The following is a 22281-nucleotide window of genomic DNA, read 5'->3' as shown; positions in this document are numbered from 1 at the left end:
GTTTAAGGGATGCTTAGATCAGGAATTACGTCCACGATCAGATTTGCCGGAGCATCGCGCAGAATCAGTTCGCGGCCCACAAATCGATATTCCAGCTCTTTCGATAATTGAGGCAGATTCAGCAGCAGAGATGGCGGCATAGACTGTAATGGCAAGCCGTCGGGATAGGCCGCATTTACGTCGAAGCGCACCCCCTGGATCGGCTCGGCGTGTTCGAAGCTTGTGCGAATTAGGGCTCCGTCGCGTCCGCGCATTGCTATTGCAACCAGATTCCGGAATAGTCCCACGACCTCAGGCGTGAAGAGCTCTCCCTTTATGGCATTTGCGCGAAGCGCTCGAATGTTCGCCGCAAGTTGCTTCTGGAACTCCGCAATCTTTGCAGGCGAATCTGTGTTCTTTGGGACCGATAAGCCCGCCATCGCCTTCTGCCGAACCCTCATATAGTTTGCAACGTTCTGCTCGAACTTCGCAGCAATCGCGGCATTGGCGTTTACCGGCGGTCCTGACTTCTGTTGCGCGCCTAGCGAAGCTGTGCTCAGCAACATCAGCATCGAGACCAGAATCCCATTTCGAAGGACTGTCAGTTTGATTGATTTCAGCATTATGCTTCCGGTTCGCGTTGTTGTTCGACTACATCCTCGACGGTCTCGCGCACGACTTGTTTCACAGCCTGCTTCACGGCATCTTTGACGGTTTCTTCAATATCTTCGTGATCGATGGGAATACCGTTACCTGCTTTCAGAACGTCCTTCACGACTTCTTCTACAACCGGGGCTACCGGCGGAAGTATCTTCGTCACAGCTTTGGCCACTTTCTTTGCCACCTTGGCCGCAGGGGGCTTCACGACATCGTCGGCTTCATCTCCCGTTGCTACTACGCCGGATTTCCAATCAGCTTCGAAGACGTCAATGATCTTAGCGATGGCCTCCGCATCGCGAAACATCGCGCCGATCTCGCGACGTGAATCGAGCTCCAGCTCGCGCAGGCTTTGGCTTCCGATGAAGGCCTCTTTGCGATCTCGAACAATAATTCGTGTGTGCAGGCGAAGGTCTTTAAGTTGTCTGACTGACATCTGGCTGCTATGGCGGGCCATCTTCCCGATTACGCGGACCTCCACCCCGTCACGGGCACGCTCCTCCAGCAGCTTGATCATCTCGCGATCGCTTATTTTCACGTCGTAAATCAGAAGTTCCTTTTTGGCTCCTTCGATGAAATTGGCGAGCTCTTCGCGAGCATTCAGTGGACTGACCAGGAAGCGGGACGAACTCGGTTTATAGGGACGCCGCTTGCAGTCACAGTCGAACAAATCTTCAGCTTCCTTGATGAGCTCCTTGTCGTGCGTGATGAATGCAAAGCTGCGGCTGCGTTCGGTATCGATCTGGGTGAAATTGAACGCGAGCAGATGTAGCTCCTTGCCATCGATGATCATCATCTTGCCGTGGTAGCGGACGAGGTCATCCGCGGTGCGCGCGACGGTCACACCGCATTCCAGGAAGCGCATTTCCAGCTTGCGGAGGTTTTTCTCTCCACCTCGGTTGGTAAACGCGATGAGGGCGTCTACCGATACACCTCGCTTAACAGCATCCTCGAGCGCTTTCTCGATCTCCAGGCGGTCGAATCGGAAGATGACAACCTGAATGCTTTTTTTGGCTTTTTCGATGGCCTTAACGAGCGGCCTAACGCCGTCACCCGGCTGGACTAGCAATTTCAAGCGGCTCGCGCCCCCTCACGGTCCGAGTTCCTGCAAGCTTGGATGCGGAAAAGAACTACCGGCGCAGTCCGAAAACTTGGACCCGCAGCCCGGCTGAGTTGATGCGTGTTGCGATTTCCTAGGTGCGGCGAGTGCTCAGGCCGGAAATCTCAATTCCTGGAGTCGCTAACCTGAGAAGCAAAAACCCGGGCGAGGCGGGGTTTCTCTAACAATCGCCGCTGTTGCGTTTACTGAGGTGCGGACGGCGCCCAAATCACGTTCTAAGCAGCCTAATCAAGTGCTCTGCCTATCTAAAGAGTCGGCAGTTAAGCAGCCATGCGCAGGGTACCCATTAGCGGTTCGATATTCCTCTGCCTGCTGGTTATTTCGTCCACCAGCGGTCCTGCGCAAACCAAGCCACGGGAATCCAGTCAGGGCCAACCCCCACTCATTTGGAAGGACCCTGGGGACATCAGTTCCCGTAATCTGCGATATGGCTCCGGCGGGGAGAAAGGCCGGCCACGTCCTCCCGTTGTCTTCGAGAAGGAAGATAGGAAAGGCTCAAATCCCAAATTTGATGCTCGGGATCAAGACGGCGAGAAATGGAAGGTAAAGTTGGGAGTGGAAGCTCGCCCGGAAACGGCTGCGACTCGCTTGTTATGGGCAGTTGGCTACTTTACCGAGAACGACTACCTTCTTCCGGAACTCCAGGTCAAGAATCTTCCTCCGCATCTGCAGCGCGGTCAGAATTTTATAGAGCCCGGAGGGCTGGTGAAGGACGCGCGCATGAAGCGTCATCCCAAGCACCGCGAGAAGGAAGATCCCTGGAGCTGGGAAAGGAACCCTTTCAGCGGCACGCGCGAGTTCAATGGACTGCGCGTGATGATGTCACTCTTCAATAACTGGGACCCCAAGGACGAGAACAACGCGATTTATAAAGACGAGCGCACCGGCAGGGACATTTACATCGTTACCGATTTGGGCGCGTCTTTTGGCAGCATTGGATACCGTTTAGGGCCCGGACGTGGCAAAGGCTCCCTCGATCTATACAGGAAGTCGAAGTTCATCTCGCATGTTCATAAAGATACGATCGACTTCACTTCGCCGGCGCACTCGACTGTGATCGGCCTGCTCGGCATTTTCTCCATTCCCAATTTTGTAACCCGCATGAAACTGCGGTGGATCGGGCGCAACATTCCCATTCAGGATGCTAAGTGGATCGCTAGTTTACTTGCGCAGCTCAAGCCGGAACAGATTCAGGACGCATTCCGTGCGGCGGGATATTCCGATAAAGACGTGATGAGCTACTCGGAGGTGGTGGAGAAGAGGATTGGGGAATTAGGAAGATTGTGATGGTGTCGCAATCTTAATCTCATCCTGAGCCCCTGCGAAGGATCTCCCCCGAAATCTCGGACTCTAACGCTGTGCCTCAACTCTTTGGCCCAAGTTCTTGGTGAAAGAGCCAGGAAATTAGTGCGATGAACCGCGGGAGATCTTCCGCCGAAAGAGTACTCACTATTACAGTGCTAATGGAGCAGCGCGAAGCTCTACATCCCACTGCTCTGATAAGCAGCCACCTGCTCGGACACTTTCTGCTTGTCTCCAACAACCACCATCGTTAGCTTCTCCGCATTGATGTATTTCTGCGCAGCCTGCTGGACTTGTTGCGGAGTCACAGCGTATACCGTCTGTACGTAAGTATTCACGTAATCGTCGCCGAGCTTATGCAGATCCACGAATTCAAGTTGGACGATGAGTCCCGCCCTGCTTGAATTCCGCAACACGAAGACGCCCGCGAGATAGTTCTTAATTCCTGTGAGCTCAGCGTCTCCAGGAGCTTCTTTCTGCAGGCGGTCGATCTCATACAGGATCTCCTTAATCGAATCGCCAGTGTGCTGCTCGGTTACATCCGCAACCTGCAGCCAATAAGCGTCGCGATAGCGCGCGGAGAGCTGGCTGTTTGGTGAGTAGGTGTATCCCTTCTGCTCGCGAATGTTGGAGGTTATGCGCGATCCAAGTGAGCCTCCCAGAAGTGAATTCATCACCTGAAGCGGGATGTAGTCTGGATTACTGGGATCAATGGTTGGCAATCCAATATAAAGCGTGGACTGCACCGCACCTGGGCGATCGACCAACTCCAGCTCGTGTTTGGTTATCGGTTTAGGAATATCGATGAACGGATCCGGACCATGCTGCCACGAGGAAAAAGCTTCGGTGATGGCCTTCTTGATCGCGGGAGCGTCAAATTTTCCTGCAACGTAAATATGCGTCCGCGCCGCGCCGAAGTTGTCTTTGTAGAATTTCTGAACATCCTCGATCGTGTATCTCTGGATCATCTGCTCCGTCGGAAACACACGGCCATACGGATGATTTGGATACAGCGCTCTCCGAAACTGCTCGAGTGCTATTGGTTGGGGCTGAGATTTCTGGATCGTCAGATTTCTCAGCTGGTCTTTCTTCAGACGGTCGATCTCTGACGCCGGCAGCAGCGGATGCATGGCCACATCGGCCAAGAGTCCTACCATTTTGGGCCCGTATTCGGAGAGCACGTCGGCTGCGATATGGGTCAGGTCGGCGCCGACATTCACATCCACCGAGCCTCCCATCGACGCAGCCTCTTGTGCCACCTGCTGCGCGGAGCGCGAGGTCGTCCCTTCCTTCACAAGGCTTGCCAGCAGATCGGCGAGCCAAATCTGGTTCTCAGCTTCGTTCAAGTTGCCGACCCTTAAGCTCAGCGTGATCTGCACCTTGGGAACCGCGCCGTAGGGAACCAGCGTCGCCTGAAGTCCATTGGGCAGAGTGAGTTTCTCTGTCTGCGGAACGAGGAACGGCTTCGGCACACTTCCCGGCGGCGGGCTTTGCTTCTTTACTCGCGCCGCTTGCGCGGTACCGGCGGCATCCTGTGCAGCCGAAGGAAGGCTCCATCCGAGAGCCAGGAACATCATGCATGCGATGGCAATCAATCGATTTTTCATAATCTGTCTCCTTGTGCTCCCGATCTCAATTTCCCGACTTGGCCGCCTGCGTGTTCTCGCCGGCCTTCGGTTCGATAGTCAGGATCGTGCGGTTCGTAGGCCGCAGATACTCCTGCGCAGTTTTCTGGATCAGCGTTGGAGTGACCTTCCGGAATTGGGATTCGATGTCGTTGATCCGTTGCGGATTGTCATCGAACAGGGCGAAGCTGGCGAGCATGTCGGCGCGCCCGAATCCATTGAACTGGCTGACCTGATCGTAAAAATCTGAGCGTATCTTTACCAGTGCGCGATCGAGCGTCTTTTGATCCACTGGCTTCGTGCGCAGCGGCTCGATCACGGAATCGATGGCAGCCAGAATGTCTTCGTCTTTCACATTGTTGTCATGGTAAAGGTCCATGATCCACAGCATGGGGCCATTGTAGTTGTACATGTTCCCGATAAGGTTGATTCCACCTTCTAGTCCGCCCGTGATGCCGCGCGTCTGCACCAGCTCCTCATAAAGACGGCTGTCGTCTCCCTCCAGCAAAATCTGATCGATCAACCCCATCGCATAGTACTCGGGAGTATTGCGAGCAGGCATGTGATACGCCACAGCTAATGCAGGACGCTTTGCCTGAGTATCCGGTTTCGAGGCCCGCTTTTCTTGTTCTTGACGAGGCTCAGTGAGATCAGGCTCTTTTGGCTGAGCAACAGAGGCAATCCCAGCGAAGTACTTCTCGATCAGCTTGCGCGCCTCAGCAGTATCGAAATCGCCCACAATCGCCAAGGCTGCGTTGTTCGGAGCGTAATAGGTCTTGAAGAACTGCTGGACATCGGGAAGCGTGGCGGCTTCGATATCCCTCAAGTCACCATAGAAGTTGTGCGCGTTATACCAATTGGTGTTGGCATACTGCGGCATGTCGAGCCACGGGAATCCGCCATAAGGGCGGTTAAGCACGTTGACCTTCACCTCATTCCCGACTACGCCCTGCTGGTTCTTGAGATTGTCTTCATTGACGGCGAGTCCGCGCATGCGATCCGCTTCCGCCCAGAGCATCGTCTCTAGCTTGTTGGCGGGCACGATCTCGAAGTAATTGGTGAAGTCGAAGCGGGTGGACCCATTCAGCGTTCCGCCGTTCTGCTGCACCAGCTTGATCATCTCCATCTTGCCGAGGTTCTGTGAGCCCTGGAACATCATGTGCTCGAACAGATGAGCGAATCCGGTGCGATCTTTCGGCTCAACCCGAAAGCCGATGCGGTAGTAAACCGCAACGGCGACAGTCGGAGCAGAGTGATCTGGCGAAAGCACAATGCGTAGACCGTTCGTCAATTTGTAGTACACGACCGGGACCGAAAAGCTGTTGGAAGCTGCGTCGGGCGGAGCTGCCAACGCCACGAAAGTCACTGGCAGTACTAGCGAGAACACTGCGACGGCGCGCAAAAAAGTCCGCATGGATACCTCACTGAAATGGAATGGGTTGCAATTCTGGGTAATAAGACCAAGCTAAATGGGCACAGAAAGAGTTGCAAGATAGACGGGACAGAAAGCACTTAGTTAGCGATAACTAGTGGCATAGGCATGGCCATCGGTACTTCTTAAGATGACTTCCTTAACTCCGTCGCCTCCCGCTTTAGCTGGACGAAGCCTCTTACCAGATAGATTACGTATCCCAGATGAACGCACCACGTAAGGATGTACGCGGCGTGCAGATGTTGAAGGCTCCGTACCGTGTCCATTAGCGAGCCTCCGCTCGGGCCAATTCCAGCGAGTGCACTGCCTGCGTGTCCCGCAGTTCCTGGCGTGCGCGTTCTAGTTTGTAGCGCACCCAGAACAGCAGGGCTCCATAACAGATGAAGGCCGCGAGATTAATGAGCAATGCCGGCAGCATAGAGCGATCAAGTCCAGAGTTCTGCTCGCCAAAGATCACTGGCTGAGGATGTTGTGTACGCCACCAACGGATGGACATGTACACGATCGGGACATCCACGAATCCAAAGATAGCCAGCGCTGCCGCAAGCGTCGGCGCCTGACCGCCTTCTGACAGCCTGCGCAACATGAGATAGCTGACATAAATCAGCCAGAGTACGAATGTGCTCGTGAGCCGTGCATCCCAAGTCCACCAGATTCCCCAAACGGGCTTGGCCCAAAGCATTCCGGTCATGAGCCCGACGGAACAAAAAAGCACGCCCAATTCCGCCGCCGAGACCGCGACCGCGTCCGCAGCGGCGGCAGATGCTGTCCTTCGCCGCGCCAGATAGAAGATAGAGGCAAGCAAGTTCACCGCAAACATCGTGAACGCAGCTGCGTACGAGGGCACGTGGTAATAGAAGATCCGCTGAACGTTGCCCATCGTAGCTTCCGTGGGTGCAACGTTGAGTGCTTCATGCAATCCATAGGACAACAGAAGCGCCACGAGAATTGCGCTAAGGGTGAAAGCTGCGCGGTTCATCTAGGCGAAGTGTACTCCACAGGCGGGCCACGAGTGTCGATTTCCCGGAGCGAAGATGAAGGTCACGAATAAAAACTTAACGTCACGAACAAGTCCTCTGTGACCTTCGCGTTCGCCCCGGGCTTTTGCTGTTACGGCTGCCCAACCGCCTTCGCCTTGATCTCCTGCTTACGGCCTGTAAACGGAATCAGCATCGGAACACGCTGCCGATATTCGCGGTACCTGTCTCCAAATAAGCTCACCAAGTCGCGCTCCTCGAAGTAAATGCCGACGAGAATGTATCCCGTAGTGGCAATCGAAAAGAGCAGATGCCCTGCGGTCATCACCGGCGTGGACCAGAAGGCAAGGACGAAGCCCAAATAAATGGGATGTCGAACAAAGCGATACATCGAGGGCGAAGAAAAATCCGGGTGACGGTATTCCTTCCCGCGGAAATAAGAGTAAACCTGATCCATTCCAAACAAGCCAAAATGGCTAATCAGGCACGTGCCAATCAAAACCACTCCCCATCCCAGCCCAGACAGCACATAGAGTCCGTCGACGGCCGCGCGATTCGTGGTATGCCACACGATGCTCTTAATCGGCTGCCACTTCCAGTACATGAGATCGAGAATCAGGCTAGCCACGAGCACAAAAGTGCTGCGCTCAATCGCGGGAGGGATGATCTTCATCCACACGCGCTTGAATCCCTGGCGCGCCATTACGCTGTGCTGAATCGCAAACAAACTCAGCAGGACACAATTCACGATCAGCGCCTGAATCGGGGATCCAGGCATTCCGGAATCGATTGACTTGGGAACGCCAATGTTGGCGACAAATCCGATTGCATAGAGAAACGTGACGAAGAAGATCAGGTATGCAATCATTCCGTAGGCGAGAGCCAGAAATCCAGCCATACACACCTCCTGCGCGCGCGATGTTATCAAAACGCAGGCGTATGTCAATCAGGCGGTAACGCCTAAATTTGATCGATCACTCCGCCCCGAGCACCGCCTCGAAGAGCAGTAGCGAGACCGTGGTGAAGACGACGTCGTAAACCGCCACAAGCTTGATGCCAAAAACCGGCGAGCTGTCTCCACTCAGGATGTTTGTCGTAGCCACCACCATGCCCAGAAGTGCTGGCAGCGATATGGGAAGCAGGATGAGGGGCAGCATGAGCTCGCGATTGCGTGTGCGAATTGAGAGCGCCGAGAAGAATGTTCCATTCACCACCAGGGCCCAAGTTCCCAGAGCAACTACCAGCGCGAGCTGCGCCAACGAGCCAATCACGCGGAGGTTGTAGAACACGACGAAGAGGAGGGACATGGGAATCTCGACGATGGTGACAAATAGGAAGTTGGCGATCACCTTTCCCAAAAAGAGACCATTAGGCGGCGCAGGTGCAAGGCGAAGCGCGTCCAGGACGCTGTTGCGCAGTTCCCGTGCCCAGCTCTGGTTCAGAGCAACGATGGTCGAAAACATCAGCGCCACCCACGCAATTCCGCCGCTGATTTGGCGAGAGTCCTCCATCAGCGGATCGAAGGCGAATGCGAACACGACTACCACCAGCAGTGCGAAGAACAACATCGAATTTGCTGCGTCCTTCGAGCGCCACTCGAGGCGCATGTCTTTTCGCAAATGCAACGCCACCGTGCGTGCCAGGTTCATCGCTCGCCTCCTCGCCCGGCGCTTAAGGGAGAACGATTGTGAGCGGCTTCATGCTTGACGATAGTTCCGGCGTGCAAGGTAATCCACTCGTCCGCCACTCGCGCCAGGGCTTCGAGCTGATGTGTGACGACGATCAGAGTCGCGCCGCGATCGCGCAGCGTTCCAAGAAGTGTCGACATCGCTGTGGTCGAAACAGAGTCGACATTTGAGAACGGCTCATCGAGCAACAGGAGATCCGGAGTTGCGAGCATGGCACGCGCGAGCGCCAGGCGCTGCTTCATTCCCTGGGAGTATTGCCCGACACGCCGACGGCTATCCACATTTGCCAGCCCAACTTGCCCCAGCAGTTCAACAACGCCGGCCGTGCGGTCGGCGGGATAGAGCCCGCGAAAATAATCAAGGTTCTCTCGCGCCGAGAGGTCGTCGTAGAGGAGGATCGCATGAGCCATGTAGCCGATGCGCGCGCCAACCGAACGCACGTCGGAGCTGCCGAGGACGCGAACGCTGCCGCGGGATGGACGTGCGAGTCCAGCGATGATTCGGAGCAGCGTACTTTTGCCTGCGCCGTTTTCGCCGAGCAAACCATATACCCGTCCCGCAGGAAGAGAGAGGCTTAGATCGTGGAGCGCGGCGAAGCGCCCAAAAAGCTTGCTTATGCCTTGCAAAACCACCGCAGGTTCAGAGTGAGCAGGATCAAAATGGGTCGGTTCAGATTGGGAAAACGAAGCGGAATGGATTTCGGAATCAGTCAATCGTCAGTTGGCATTCTGACTTGCTGCTGTGGGCTTGGCTGCCGGCATCTCAGCCGTTCCGGTCTGGTTCGCTGCCGGAGCGTATTTGGAGGCGCATTTTGCCTGAATCTGCTTGGCGTGGAACACGCCATCTTTTCCGTACGAGCCTTCGACCAGAGCTTGCGCGTTGTCCTTGAATGTGTCGGGAGGTGGTTCAGTGCCGCGATACGCAACCTGCAGCTTCAGTCCCTGCTCATCGATCTGGAAATCAGCTCCTGTACCTTGCCGGCGAATGCTGCCTGGAACAACCAGCCCCGCGATGCGCAGCCGCTTGGCATGTGCCTGGTCACCCATTCCTTGCAGCTCTTTGATAGTGACGTAGTAGCTCTTGCTCTCCTGAATGCCGGTAAACGCGAGATACGACATCGCGCCAACGATCACGAGGATCGCGATGCCAAAACGAAGGTATCTACCCGTAGAAGGCACGTTTAAAAGAGTATTCCCGGTGCATAGCGTGGTCAAGGAATAAAGGCGGACACGAACGGGACCAAGCTGAAACAGGAGGTCACAAAGATCGGCTTTGTACTTCATGACCTCCGCGTTTCTCTTTGTGACCGGAGCCTGCCCTGAGCGCAGTCGAATGGGTGTTCGCCTCTGGGGTGCGTATAATTTTTCCTCAGAAAGAGGCAATGGATGAGCACACAGGATGTTCAGAAGACGAGCTACGAAGTCCCGAAGCCACGTGCTGAATGGCTGAGTAAGCGGCACCAGCAAGCTGCTCGAAGCGGTGATCAAAATTTCTCGCAGATGCATTACGCCCGTCTCGGCATGATTACCGAAGAGATGGAGTATGTCGCGCGAAAGGAGAAGCTCACGCCCGAGCTAGTTCGCGACGAAGTCGCTGGCGGTCGCATGATCATTCCCGCCAACATCAATCATCCTGAGCTCGAACCGATGGCCATCGGCGTGGCCTCCTTGTGCAAGATCAACGCCAATATTGGCAATTCCGCCGTGACGTCGAATGTTGACGAAGAACTCAAGAAGCTCCACACTGCCGTGCACTTCGGTGCCGATACTGTGATGGACCTGAGCACCGGCGGTGATATTCCCGAGATTCGCGAAGCGATTCTGCGCCACTCACCGGTGCCCATCGGCACGGTTCCGATTTACGAAGCCATCAGCCGGGTGAAGCGGATCGAAGACCTTACGCCCGAGATTTACCTCGAAGTAGTTGAGGAGCAGGCCGCGCAAGGTGTCGATTACATGACGGTGCACGCCGGCGTTCTGATTCAGTACCTGCCGATGGTCTCAAAGCGTATCACCGGCATCGTGAGCCGCGGCGGAGCGATTCTCGCGCAGTGGATGGCGCACCATCATAAGCAAAACTTCCTCTACGAACGCTTCGACGACATCACGAAGATCATGGCCAAGTACGACGTCTCTTACTCACTGGGCGATGGCCTGCGTCCTGGATGCATTGCCGACGCGAGCGACGAAGCGCAATTCTCCGAACTGGCGACTCTTGGAGAGCTCACGAAAAAGGCTTGGGAGCAAGATGTACAGGTGATGATCGAAGGTCCAGGTCATGTGCCCATGGACAAGATCAAGGAACAGATCGATAAAGAAGTCGAGCTTTGCTACGGAGCGCCGTTCTACACACTCGGGCCACTGGTGACGGACATCGCTCCCGGCTACGATCACATCACCAGCGCGATCGGCGCCGCCATGATCGGGTGGCACGGCGCCTCGATGCTCTGCTATGTCACTCCGAAAGAGCACCTCGGCCTGCCAAACGATAAAGATGTGAAAGATGGCATCATCGCCTACAAGATTGCTGCTCACGCCGCCGATGTCGCCAGGCATCGTCCCGGCGCACGCGATCGCGACGACGCTATCAGCTACGCTCGCTACACCTTCGATTGGAACAAGCAGTTCGAACTCTCACTCGATCCTGAAACGGCACGGTCCATGCATGACGAGACACTACCCGACGATTACTACAAGGAAGCTGGATTCTGCTCAATGTGCGGTCCGAAGTTTTGCTCGATGAATTACTCGAGCAAGGTGGATGACTTCAACAAGCGCGTCCACGGCTTGGAAAAGCAAGATCTCACGAGCCTCATGCATGAGAACCTTGTAAAACTGGGCCGGTCAGGCTCGTGAATCGATAGAGAGTCAGCATGCTGAGTCTCTGTTTAGACAGAAAACCTGCTATTCCATGTCCGAATAATGTTTTACGCCAGCCACCGTGGCTTGCTTCGAGGGTGACGGTTTGGCTTTGTAGTAGTGCGTTACCACTTCCGGCTCCTCATCGTGTTTGGCTGCGCGTGACGCGCGCTGAGTTCGTGGCGCAACTGCATGCTGTGCGGGAGCAGGCGTCCGGTGTGGCTGTGAGGCGTGCGGATTCGTTACAGGGTATGTAGTAACCGTTACTCCCCTCGGCTGAATCGGTCGAGGTTGAGGCGGCAAAACCTCAGACGCTGGCCTGCGCGCGAGCGACACGCCAAGCACCAGGAGTATGGCCATCGTGAGTCCGCCCAGTACTGCGACACGCTTGGGAGTGAATTGTCCCGCCCAATTGAAGCGTTTCCAAAATGGAACTTTAGAACTGGAGTGCACCAAAGTCGGGCGAGGCACAGGAGGCTGATTTGTCGCCTGACGCATCGGCCGAGCCTCCGGCTGCTCCGCCAAGGCAGGCCCACCTTGTTCTTTCCAGGCGACTTCGCGCTGCAGGCTGGGAAAGGCCAACGGTTCCCATTTCGGGTCGGCTTCAGATTCAGGAATTCTCTCTGAGTCGCTGGCCGCAACCGCTGGGCTGGAAGACCGTCTCTGAATGCGATTTGTTCTCGTACTCCGAGCAGCTGAGGATGATGCAACTCGTCTGGTCTTTGGAGCAGGACCCAGCGACCGTTCTGCCTTCAGTACGAGCTCATTCTCCTTAGCGCTCAGCCACTCGATTGCCTCTGAAACCGCGGCAGAGATCTTTGAACCGGCTTCGCGCAACATAGCAATCGCCTCGTCGAGCTCGTCTGGGCGCCGAGCAGGCGTCTTTTGGGCTTGAGTCTTTTGCGCAGCCGCTGAACTTGCTTGCGCTACTTCGGCCATGGCCATCGGCGTTTCCGCAATTAGGTCCTCTCCCGTAGACGGATGCTCGTGAGCCTCCTCAAAGTGCGCGACAGGTGCCTCGATTTCATCAGCAATAGATTCGTAACCTGCAGCTTGTTCGTACTCGACAGGAGTTAGCGGCGGGATGATGGGTTGCCGCGCAGGCGCTTCGAAATGCGAGCCTGTTGCCTCCGCTGGCGATTCGAGCACTGGAGATTCGGGTTCTGTGGCAGCTGTTTCGAAGACTATAGGCTCGGGAACTGCGGGAGCGACACTGGGCAGCGGCTCTGCTACCTTCTGCTCGTGGAATTGATTTACGGGTTCCAGCTGCTGGTCCACCGCAGCAAATTTCGGTTCGGCGGGGACGGTCTCTTCACGGGCGCAGCTGGTTTCGTTATCGCCAAGATCGGATCGATGCTGTGGCTCTGGTTGATGCAGTGTCTCCGGAGCCAGCTCCTCTCCCTGATAGATATATTCAGGCTCCGGTTCTCGGCGAATTCCCAGCATTTCGCCAAAGCGCCGAAAGAGCGGCATAAGCACGAACTCGCGTTCGGGAACGTAGCCTGATTCAGCGGGCGCTGGAGCGTTGGCGTGGTCGTATATGAAGCCGCTCGCTTCCGAAGCGTCCTTCGGCTTGGAAGAGTTATCGTCCGGACTAAAGGACGCCATCATAAAACGTGGCCTTTCGTTAGGAACGAGGAGAGAAATCCCCCCCAAAGTTTTCGACGGAGCGGCGCATCTCTTTAGATGCAACTCTGGGCGCTTAGGTCGTCTCTCGCATGAACTCTAAGTTAAAGCGGTAGTTGCGGCGGGCGGAAGACAAGTCCCTTTAGAGACAAGTGCGTGTAGAGAGGGAAGCGGGAATAGGGCAAGAGCATTGCAGGATCCGGCAAAAGGGAGATGCTGATAAGCTCGGAAGTCCTAATTGACTTCGGCGTAATTATTGCCGTCAGCGTACTGCATGCCTGCGATCATCTTCGCCCGGTACTGAACTTCTAAATAGGCCTTGAGGATCTCAATATGCATCTGCTCTCGTTCTACGGGACGAGTGCAGGAGGTGCGGGCGTTGTCCAAGGCAAGATAGCGATCGTGAGCTTCCAGAAATTGCGAGACGGCGGTGGCGGTGGTCATATTGGTTTGAATGTAGAAGGTGCACTCCCGTCGCGCCTATCCTACGAAAGCCTTAGTCGGAGTCTTGAATCTAACTCGAAGGTACAAGATGGGTCTGACTAAGGTCACATTGATGCGCCTGTAGAAGGTCTGATCTGGAAAGAGCCTCAATTGACGATGAAACTCTCATTCCGAGCCGAAATCGCCCCGGGCACTCCGTTTTTCTGGGGACTAGCGATAACCTTCCAGCACGCCAGCAGCACGATTCAACGCGGCAGAAAGAACACCGAGCTGCGCGCTGGTTGTCGTAGCGTTCCTGGCCTCAATGGCTTCGTTCACGCCCGGAATCACAACAGCCGCATAGCCTGTGTATTCTCCCGGAGCATAAATAACGTGTCGAAACCATGGACGACCTGGCAATCCCTGGTCAATCAGCAGAGCCCTTTCGGCTTCCATAAGAGTCCGGTTCAGCCTCGCCAGATAGCGGGTCGCTGAGCTCTGCGCCTGGCGAATCTGGCTTCCAGCTTTCTGAAATCGCTGTGCGGCAATCAGGGCATCGGCAAACGATGGTGATCGTTCGCCGAAGGTCTGCTTGGCCTTGCTCTCGGCTTGCTGCACATAGCTCACGATCTCGCGACCGTACAGTTCGTAGTCTTCCGGCAGATAATCGGCTGCTGCCAGGTGCAGCATCTCTATCCCAAAGACCCGAGCCATTTGCTGTTCATATTTGAATTCGGGATCGCCGAACTTCTTGAACCATGCGAAGTTGTCGAAGACTGAGTGATACACGCCGTAAGGACCGCCCGAACCTATATCGGTGGCGGGAACTCCGAGGTGCTGCAGGAAAACCGAGTAGTCTGACCCGCTGCCGAGGTCGCCGACTTCCACGTCATTGTCGATCTTGGCGGCAGGTGGACGATTTTGCGATCCTCCCAAATCGGGAGAGATGTTCTTTGCTCTTTCGCGTTCCCGCGTATCTTTCCAAGCCTGGTATACGGTGCCGCCTTTTGGACTCGCCACCTGCTTGGTGGCATCGCGCACAAACTGTTTCAAAGCGGGAACAGCGCTTGCCCCGAAATTGGGACCAGCGACTCCCACGTCCATGTTGAGATAGGCAACCGCATGTTGAAGCTCCTGCGCGTGCTGCTCGCCCCATTCGGTGGAGCCGATCATGCCTTCTTCTTCGCCGTCCCAGCTGCAGAAGACCATGGTCCGCTTTGGCTTCCACCCTGACTTCAGCAGATCGCCAACTCCATGTACCGCCTCGAGCATGGCCGCGGTGCCGCTGTTCGGATCCACCGCGCCGTACACCCAGGCATCACGATGATTGCCTCCGATTACCCACTCATCAGGAAACTCCGAGCCCCGCACCGTTCCCACCACATCCCAAATGATTTTGTACGGAGCGGTCATCTTCAGGTGCATCTTCACACGCACGGGTCCAGGGCCGGCGTGATAGGTAAATGGCATCGCGCCTTGCCATTCTCGAGGAGACTCTGGCCCGCCGAGGTTCTGCATGATGGGCGCCGCATCGGCGTATGACATCGGCATGGTCACAAGCTTCGGCAGATCGGCTGCCATCGCCGGCGATGTGCGTTGCGAATCGGGAAGGCTCGGCAGCGATGCGATTCCCAGCGTAGTCGGATCACCCGCATATTTGAAGGTGTAATCCACGGAGCCGCGCTGCACGCCGGTTGCAGGACGGAATGGGCCCTTGGGATACATGTCGCCACGATAGAAACCATCGTCAATTGGGTCGGAGTAGATAATCACGCCCGCAGCTCCGTGCTCTTGCGCTACGAGGCTCTTTACTCCGCGATAATTTCCGCCGTAACGGACCATAACGATCTTGCTACGCACGTCGACTTTCATGGCCTCGAGCTGTTTGTAGTCCTGAGGACTGCCAAAGTTCACGTAAACGACTTCCGCCTCGGCATCTCCCGACGGCGAGTATGCATTGTAGGGCGGCAGTACGCGGGGATCGTCCTGGTAAGGATCGTCATCAACATGCTCCCGGCTCGGTCCATGCATCTTCACGTCCGCGGGGGCGATGACATCGACGCTTATCTCTTCCGGAAAGGAGAGCAGGACCTTGTATTCGACGATTTGCGTATCCAGGCCAGCCTCACGAAACTTCTGCGCAACATACTCTGCCGTCTTGCGATCTTCTGGAGAGCCCGCCACGTGTGGTGCCTGCGTAAGGATGCGGAGATGCTCCTCAGCTAGCTTCGTGTCGGGAGATTGATTGAACCTGCGATCGATCTCCGCCTGGCGCGAGAAGTCGCGGAACCCGAAGACCTGATCGTCAGCCCCGGCGCGTGGTCCCTGACTAAAGCCTGTCAAAACCAGCACAGCAAATATGGAGAAGCAGGACCGGCGGCGAATTGGGGGCAAGCGCAGACTCCTGGCAAGTTTGGGAACCAAGAGACTAACATACAAGAAGACTGAGATATGATGCGTGAATCCCATTATGGGAAGTTTAACCTGGCACATGATTCACCGCAAAGAAGAACGATTAACGATGGTAATCTGGCCTTGCTTTATCGGTGTTTGTAAGGCCGATTCCAAGCCGGGTCTTCACTTATAGGCCGGAGGGTATCGCAGTAAGATGAGCGAGTTAACTGCGAATAGAGAGGTCGGGCTGATGAGAGTAGCGAGGTTACTTAACTTGAGCGTCCTGGCTCTGTGCGTTGGCAACGTGGCTTGTGGCGCAGGCGGAGGACCAGGCACTCCCAAAAGCACGGGCGGCGGTGGCGCCCAGAGTGGATCACCGGTATACGTGACCAACAACAGTGCCGGAAACGTTTCTGTATATCAGCTCAATGAAACTTCCGGAGCTTTGCAGCGAACAACAGGTTCTCCTGTGACTACGGGCGGCTCCTCCCCCGACTCAATGGCAACGGACCCGGCAAAGAAGTTCCTGCTGGTTGCAAACTCCGCGTCTACATCAATCTCGGTGTTCAGCATTAATAGCTCCACGGCTGCCCTGTCGGCTGTGACCGGGTCCCCTTTTAGTACTCCCGGAAATTCTGTGCGGATGGTAATGCATCCCAATGGAAGGTTTGCGTACACGCTGAGCGGTACTCCAGGACAAATTTTCGGTTACAGCTTCAACTCCAGCACCGGAGCGCTGGCTCTTCTGACTGGATTTCCGGTTTCGCTGAGCTCCTCCGGGGAAGCCGGTCTGGCGATATCTCCAAATGGATCTTTCCTGTACACCTCGAACCCGACTAGCAACGTTATTAGCTCTTTCGCGATCGGCACAACCGGTGGTTTAACTCCGCTCACGACCACCATTCCCAAGCAGGGCTCGCCCTTCTATCTCACCTTTGACAGCAGCGGCAACTTCCTCTTCGGAGTCAATCTGGGAGGCAACGTGGGTACCGGAAGCGTCTCAGTCTTTTCTGTCTCATTGACCGGAGCGCTGAGTGAGGTGACTAGCTCGCCCACTCCAGTAGGCACGACCGCGGTGAACGCGGTTTTCTCGCAGGGAGCGCTGTACGTGGTAAATCAGACCTCCAATAGTGTTTCAGCATTCGCGTTGAACAGTGCGACTGGACAATTGACTGAACTCAAGGGCTCGCCGTATGCCGTCGGGGCGAGACCGGTGTCTGCCGCAGGCGCCGCGCTGGGTAGGTTCCTCATCGTCACCAGTAACGCAAGCAGCAACACCGGTTCAATCCAGGTCTTTGCAATTGCGACAGACGGAACGCTTACGCAGGTGACGGGCTCACCCTTCACTCCCGATACGGCGGTGCCGAACCAGGTGTTGGCCTTTTGATTCCAGTTCCAAAAACGGAGCTCAACGACCCGTTTTTACATCAGCCGCAACGTCGGCGTCCGCTGGACCCGGCCCGCGCTCGGCAAACCAAGCTTTAACAAAGCACTGGGCTGTGTCGCAGCCCAGAATGTTTTGAATAAGCTGTAAGGAGGCCTGCCCTCGTCGAACTGGATTGACAATTTTTCTGCACCCGACCGAAAATCCCATGGAATCGAGCTATAGAATCTCCCTCAAGTCGCCGACCCTACGTGTGACCCGCTCGCGATCGAGATACTCAAGCAAGGGAATGGCGTGCTTGCGAGTCACGCCGATCAGATCTTTGAAACGTCCAACGTCCAAGTTAGGAGTTCGTGATTTTTCTGCAGCGACCAATCGTCGCAGTTGCTCCAACGCCGCGCGATGAAAGACGAGCTCATCCCCGAGCTTTACCAACACGCCTTCACGCAGCAGAAGTGTCATGATCTTCTGGCTACGCGCGCGGTCAATTGAAAGTGAACCCAGCACGTCCTTGAGCAGCGGAACCTTTAATCCGGCCGTCGAAAACGCTTGCTCGATAGCGTTGCGGGCCCGCTCCTCGTCCGTGGTCATCGTGACCCCCCGTCCCGCGAGCCGCACTTGCTCCCCCAGGATATCGATCTTCTTCCCTGCGGCGAGCTGTGTGAGCAGAAAGGAGAATACCGCTTGGCCGAGATCCAGCTTTTCGCGAAGAGTTTCCTTGCCCATCCCTCCCGCAAGAGGATTCCCTTTTTGAAACTTCTCTAATTCTGAAAGCAGTTTCATGGCAGCGTCCAGCGCTGCACCCTTTGCAATGAGCACATCCCCAGCAGCCAGCAGTTTTCCGTTCTCGATGAGCGCCTTGGCCTGCAGATCGATTTCGTGTCCTGTACGGCCTGTCTCTCGCACTGCATCCTGATGACGCAGGCCTCCCGCGTTCCGGCGCTGCGTGCGCAACGCGATCGCTCCGCTCAGGTCAGCGCGTTCAAGCTCGGCCAAGAAATCTCGAGCGGCAACCAGTTGTTTTGTGCTGCGTGGCAGTGGAAACGAATCCAGCACGGTTCCTCCGCCTATCGTGATCATTGGAGAGAATTGGCGAATGATGAAGCGATCACCTGGAATAAGCAGGAGAGGTTCGGCTGTGCGCAGTTGCGCGAGAGTACTGCTTCCGGGCTCGATCTCCTTGTCTCCAAGCAGGCGAACTTGGGCAACTGTTTCCGAAGCAAAGCAGTGCAAATGCACTCGCGATAGATTTTTCAGAGGGCGGACGTCGCAAAGCAACTGCAGGCGCACATCGATCTGCCGCGTTGGTTGCAGAGCGCCAGGCTGGCTGAGCATCATGCCGCGCGCAAGTTCCTCAACTGCAACTCCTGCCAAGTTGATCGCGGTACGCTCGCCTGCACGAGCTTGATGAGTGGACATGCCATGCACCTGGATGCCCCGAACTCGCGCGCGCTTGCCCGAGGGCTGAAGCTCGAGCTCCTGCTCGCGCTGGATGGTACCGGCAATCAGCGTGCCCGTAACTACGGCGCCAAATCCCTTCATCACGAATGCGCGATCAATCGGCAACCGAGGAAGAGCGCCGGCATTTTTTGTCCCGATTTCGGAAGCCATACGCGCCAGCTCGCGCGTGAGTTGATCGATACCCTGGCCGCTGAGGCCGCTGACGGGGATGACAGGTGTTTTTTGCGGATCAAGAAAAGATCCGCGTAAGAAGTCTTCGATTTCGAGTCGTACAACCTCCAGCGTGTCAGCATCAACCAGATCTGATTTTGTGAGAACAACAATTCCCCGCGGTATCGCAAGCAGCCGGCAGATATCGAAGTGCTCGCGCGTCTGTGGCTTGATACCTTCATCCGCCGCGATCACCAGCAGCACAATATCAATGCCGCCAACTCCGGCAAGCATGTTGCGCACAAACCGCTCGTGTCCGGGAACATCGACGAAACCAAGCCGCAGCTTCTCCCCCGAGTCCGACAATAGTTCAAGATTGGCAAAGCCGAGATCGATAGTGATCCCGCGTCGCTTCTCTTCTTCGAGCCTGTCTGCATCTACGCCGGTGAGCGCCTTGACCAAGGTAGTCTTGCCATGATCAATATGCCCAGCCGTGCCGACGATGACCGATTTCATTGAGGTAAGTGTATGCTCGTGCGCTTCTAGAGCCTCAGTTCCACCACGGTTGCTCCCGCTCCACCTTCCCTCTGCGGGGGCTCTGTGACCATTGCGACGTGAGGGTGGGATTTTAGAAAGTGCCGCAGCGCCTTACGTAGGATTCCCATCCCACTACCGTGGACTACGCGCACCCGAGGCACGCCGGCCAGAAAGGCGCGATCGACGAATTTCTCTACTTCGCGCGTGGCATCGTCAACCGTTTGTCCGATGACGTTGATCTCGCTGGGCACGGTCAGATCGTCGTTCTCATTTTTCAGTGAGATGGAAATCCCGCGAGCTCGCGCGGCAGCGACGGGAGTCTCGGCTCGCTCGAGCGCGGCAGATTTGACGACATTTGCGATGTCAGAGCGCGGCACGCGCATCTTCATGATGCCGGCTTCTACTTCGAAGGTGTTTTGGTCGATCTTGCGCTTTACAACTGCATCGCGGCCGAGCGATTTCAGGCGTACGGTGTCGCCTTCCGCAACGTGCTTCACTTCTCCCGGACGAGCATGGGGATCGCCTCGATCTGCACCCGTTCGGTGTGCAACAACCGTCGAATCGAACTGCTCTTTGAACTCGCGGCGTAGTCGCGTGATGCGGCGCTCGGCATCTTTCGACAGCTTCTGCGCGGCTGATCTTTCTTGCACTGCATTCACTGCTTCGCGAGCCTGGTATTCAAAGTCGCGCAGCAGGTTTTCAAGTTTTTTCTCGAGCTCGCGCACGTGATGGCGCTGCTCCTTTAGTCCTTCCAATTCCAGGCGACTTCGTTCCCGCGCGACTTCCTGCTCGCGCCTCCGCAGCTCGGCGCGCTCGCGCTCAATAGCATCGAGCTGCTGGTGGAGCTGATCAAGAAAGAGAGCGATGTCCTGGGTTTGTCCCGCTAGACGTTGGCGCGCTGCGGCGATGATTTGTGAGTTCAATCCCAGGCGCTGGGCGATGTTGATACCTGCCGAGGCACCCGGAACCCCGACTTTCAGTTCGTAAGTAGGCTGTAGCGTCTTCTCGTCAAACCCAACGGCAGCGTTGACCACGCCTGGCGTATTGGTCGCGTAAACCTTCAGCGCGGTGTGATGTGTCGAGATGATGCTGGTGGCACCAAGATCGAGGAAATGCCTTGCGATCGCAACGGCGAGAGCCGCGCCTTCTTCGGGATCCGTTGCCGAACCAAGCTCGTCGAGCAACACCAGGCTTTGCGCCGTTGCAGTTTTCGAGATGATGTCGATGTTGCTCACGTGCGCAGAGAATGTCGATAGGTTCTGCTCGATGGATTGGTAGTCCCCGATGTCGGCGAAGACAGCATCGAAGACGGGAAGTTCGGCCGAATCTGCCGGTATGGGAATTCCTGACTGAACCATCAGAACAATCAGTCCCACTGTCTTTAGCGCGACCGTCTTACCACCTGTGTTCGGTCCGCTGATGATGAGCTGGCGATCGTTGCCCTCCAGGTGAAGCGACATCGGAACCACGCGTGCACCGCGCAGTTTGAGGTTGCGTTCCAATACGGGATGGCGCGCCTTAAGTAGACGAACGTGGATGCGGCCGCCCTCGGGCGAGGCGCCCGCATCCACATTGACTATCATTGGCCGCACACACTGATAATCGCGAGCAAGGCGCGCTTTGGCAAACTGCAGCTCAATTTCCGCAAGAACATCGAGGGCTGTCTCCAGTGCCTCGGCGTGTTCGGCGACGCGTGCGGTCATCTCAAGCAGAATGCGATGGACCTCCGCATTCTCTTCCTCGAGGAGGCGCATGAGTTCGTTGTTCTGTTCTATGGTTTCAAGCGGCTCGACAAACACTGTTTGTCCACTGGAACTGGCGCCGTGAACGACTCCATTCACGCGGCGCTTCTGATCCGCCTTCACAGGGATTACGAAGCGCTCACCGCGTATTGTGACCAGCTCGTCCTGTACCGCCCCGCCCTCGGCAAGGTGCCGTAAGTAGCTGTGCAGCGATGTCTGGATCTCGCGCTTTTGCTTCTCGACTTCGCGTCGCAGCCGTACGAGTTCGGGCGAGGCGCGGTCATCGAGTGTGCCATCGGGAAGGATTTTGCCGCGGAAGAATCGGAGCAGGAGCGTAAAGTCGGCAAGCCGTTCAGACACTTGGCGAATTGCCGGCCAGCCTTGCTCCAGCGAGGCCGGCGGAGTGAAGGCGATTGCACGCCATTCATCGGCACGATCCGCTAGCCGCAGCACGTCCTGTAGCTCCGAAATTTCGAGCGCCGCACCGCTGATGGCGGATTTCTTCAGCAGTTTGCGATTATCCGTCAGCCCCTGGAAATCAAAGCCTCCGCCAGCATCAAGGAATTGCTGGACTTCCTCCGTGAGTTCGTGCTGCTGGCGGATCCACGCGACATCCGTAACCGGATGCAAGCTGGCAACTCTCAGCCGTCCAGGATCGGAGCCGCAGTAGGCCAGCAGAATTTCGCGCAGGCGGTCGAACTCCAGGAGTCGCTCGCTCCAGTGAGGCATGGAATTCATGCTACCAGCGTGGCAGAGCATGGGGTCGCAATGGTTGCGCCTACGCTTCCGGCCGTGGAAAAAAGTGAATGCCTATAGTGAACTGTCGTCACAGAAAGAGTTCACTGGTGATTCACTCTCATTAGCTGTTCCGAAAAAGTTGCTTTTCGAGAATTTAGGAGGAATTCAATAACAGTGGGTTATTCTTC

General features: G+C 56.1%; 17 protein-coding genes. 3 read left to right on the top strand and 14 right to left on the bottom strand.

All coding sequences use genetic code 11. From position 1 onward, the window contains the following. Positions 1 to 2: 2 nt before the first annotated feature. Together DMG62_02465 and DMG62_02460 are read right to left on the bottom strand one after the other, a co-directional pair. Complete coding sequence (locus DMG62_02465) at positions 3 to 602, bottom strand: hypothetical protein (protein PYY24449.1); 600 nt, start codon at positions 600 to 602, stop codon at positions 3 to 5. Continuing rightward, a complete protein-coding gene (locus DMG62_02460; GenBank protein ID PYY24448.1) occupies positions 602 to 1711 on the bottom strand; it encodes a phosphatidylserine synthase in 1110 nt (369 codons plus the stop codon). The genes DMG62_02465 and DMG62_02460 overlap by 1 nt, the downstream gene beginning before the upstream one ends. Before the next feature lie 315 nt (positions 1712 to 2026). Between DMG62_02460 and DMG62_02455 the strand changes: the two genes are divergently transcribed. Continuing rightward, positions 2027 to 3043, top strand: coding sequence for a hypothetical protein (locus DMG62_02455; protein ID PYY24447.1), 1017 nt, complete (start codon positions 2027 to 2029; stop codon positions 3041 to 3043). 194 nt (positions 3044 to 3237) lie between these two features. Here the strand turns inward: DMG62_02455 and DMG62_02450 are convergent, their stop codons facing one another. The 7 genes from DMG62_02450 to DMG62_02420 all read right to left on the bottom strand — a co-directional run bounded on the left by DMG62_02450 (position 3238) and on the right by DMG62_02420 (position 10063). Further along, complete coding sequence (locus DMG62_02450; GenBank protein PYY24446.1) at positions 3238 to 4665, bottom strand: insulinase family protein; 1428 nt, start codon at positions 4663 to 4665, stop codon at positions 3238 to 3240. Positions 4666 to 4690: 25 nt separating this feature from the next. Beyond that, positions 4691 to 6097: an insulinase family protein gene (locus DMG62_02445; GenBank protein ID PYY24445.1), complete on the bottom strand. Its 1407-nt coding sequence runs from the start codon at positions 6095 to 6097 to the stop codon at positions 4691 to 4693. A gap of 283 nt (positions 6098 to 6380) precedes the next feature. After that, positions 6381 to 7094 (bottom strand): cytochrome C assembly protein, encoded by a 714-nt coding sequence (locus DMG62_02440; GenBank protein ID PYY24444.1) that lies wholly within the window; start codon positions 7092 to 7094, stop codon positions 6381 to 6383. A 131-nt stretch (positions 7095 to 7225) separates the two neighbouring features. Next, a complete protein-coding gene (locus DMG62_02435; protein PYY24443.1) occupies positions 7226 to 7990 on the bottom strand; it encodes a hypothetical protein in 765 nt (254 codons plus the stop codon). Positions 7991 to 8066: 76 nt separating this feature from the next. Continuing rightward, positions 8067 to 8741, bottom strand: a complete 675-nt coding sequence (locus DMG62_02430) for a heme ABC transporter permease CcmB (GenBank protein ID PYY24442.1) — start codon at positions 8739 to 8741, stop codon at positions 8067 to 8069. Beyond that, positions 8738 to 9478, bottom strand: a complete 741-nt coding sequence (locus DMG62_02425; GenBank protein ID PYY24596.1) for an ABC transporter — start codon at positions 9476 to 9478, stop codon at positions 8738 to 8740. Before DMG62_02425 ends, DMG62_02430 begins: the two co-directional genes overlap by 4 nt. An 18-nt stretch (positions 9479 to 9496) precedes the next feature. After that, positions 9497 to 10063: a cytochrome c biogenesis protein CcmE gene (locus tag DMG62_02420; protein ID PYY24441.1), complete on the bottom strand. Its 567-nt coding sequence runs from the start codon at positions 10061 to 10063 to the stop codon at positions 9497 to 9499. Between the two features lie 102 nt (positions 10064 to 10165). Between DMG62_02420 and DMG62_02415 the strand changes: the two genes are divergently transcribed. Further along, the gene (locus DMG62_02415; protein PYY24440.1) at positions 10166 to 11635 is read left to right on the top strand and encodes a thiamine biosynthesis protein ThiC; all 1470 of its coding nucleotides are present in this window, start codon (positions 10166 to 10168) and stop codon (positions 11633 to 11635) included. Positions 11636 to 11683: 48 nt separating this feature from the next. Here the strand turns inward: DMG62_02415 and DMG62_02410 are convergent, their stop codons facing one another. The 3 genes from DMG62_02410 to DMG62_02400 form a co-directional block, all read right to left on the bottom strand. After that, complete coding sequence (locus DMG62_02410) at positions 11684 to 13249, bottom strand: hypothetical protein (protein PYY24439.1); 1566 nt, start codon at positions 13247 to 13249, stop codon at positions 11684 to 11686. A 249-nt stretch (positions 13250 to 13498) separates the two neighbouring features. Further along, the gene (locus tag DMG62_02405) at positions 13499 to 13708 is read right to left on the bottom strand and encodes a hypothetical protein (protein ID PYY24438.1); all 210 of its coding nucleotides are present in this window, start codon (positions 13706 to 13708) and stop codon (positions 13499 to 13501) included. 210 nt (positions 13709 to 13918) lie between these two features. After that, entirely contained in the window at positions 13919 to 16180 is a 2262-nt protein-coding gene (locus DMG62_02400; protein ID PYY24437.1) for a glutamate carboxypeptidase, read from the bottom strand. A 115-nt stretch (positions 16181 to 16295) separates the two neighbouring features. On the opposite strand from DMG62_02400, the gene DMG62_02395 reads away from it, so the two are divergent. Then, positions 16296 to 17468 (top strand): hypothetical protein, encoded by a 1173-nt coding sequence (locus DMG62_02395; protein PYY24436.1) that lies wholly within the window; start codon positions 16296 to 16298, stop codon positions 17466 to 17468. 216 nt (positions 17469 to 17684) lie between these two features. Here DMG62_02395 and selB read toward each other — a convergent pair whose 3' ends face one another. Then, positions 17685 to 19592, bottom strand: a complete 1908-nt coding sequence (gene selB, locus DMG62_02390) for a selenocysteine-specific translation elongation factor (GenBank protein PYY24435.1) — start codon at positions 19590 to 19592, stop codon at positions 17685 to 17687. Positions 19593 to 19618: 26 nt separating this feature from the next. Then, positions 19619 to 22093: an endonuclease MutS2 gene (locus DMG62_02385; GenBank protein ID PYY24434.1), complete on the bottom strand. Its 2475-nt coding sequence runs from the start codon at positions 22091 to 22093 to the stop codon at positions 19619 to 19621. Positions 22094 to 22281: the final 188 nt, after the last annotated feature.

The sequence above is a fragment of the Acidobacteriota bacterium genome (assembly GCA_003225175.1).
Lineage (GTDB): Bacteria > Acidobacteriota > Terriglobia > Terriglobales > Acidobacteriaceae > Gp1-AA112.
The sequence above is the reverse complement of the archived record's forward strand: the minus strand, read 5'-3'. Positions and strand labels throughout refer to the sequence as shown.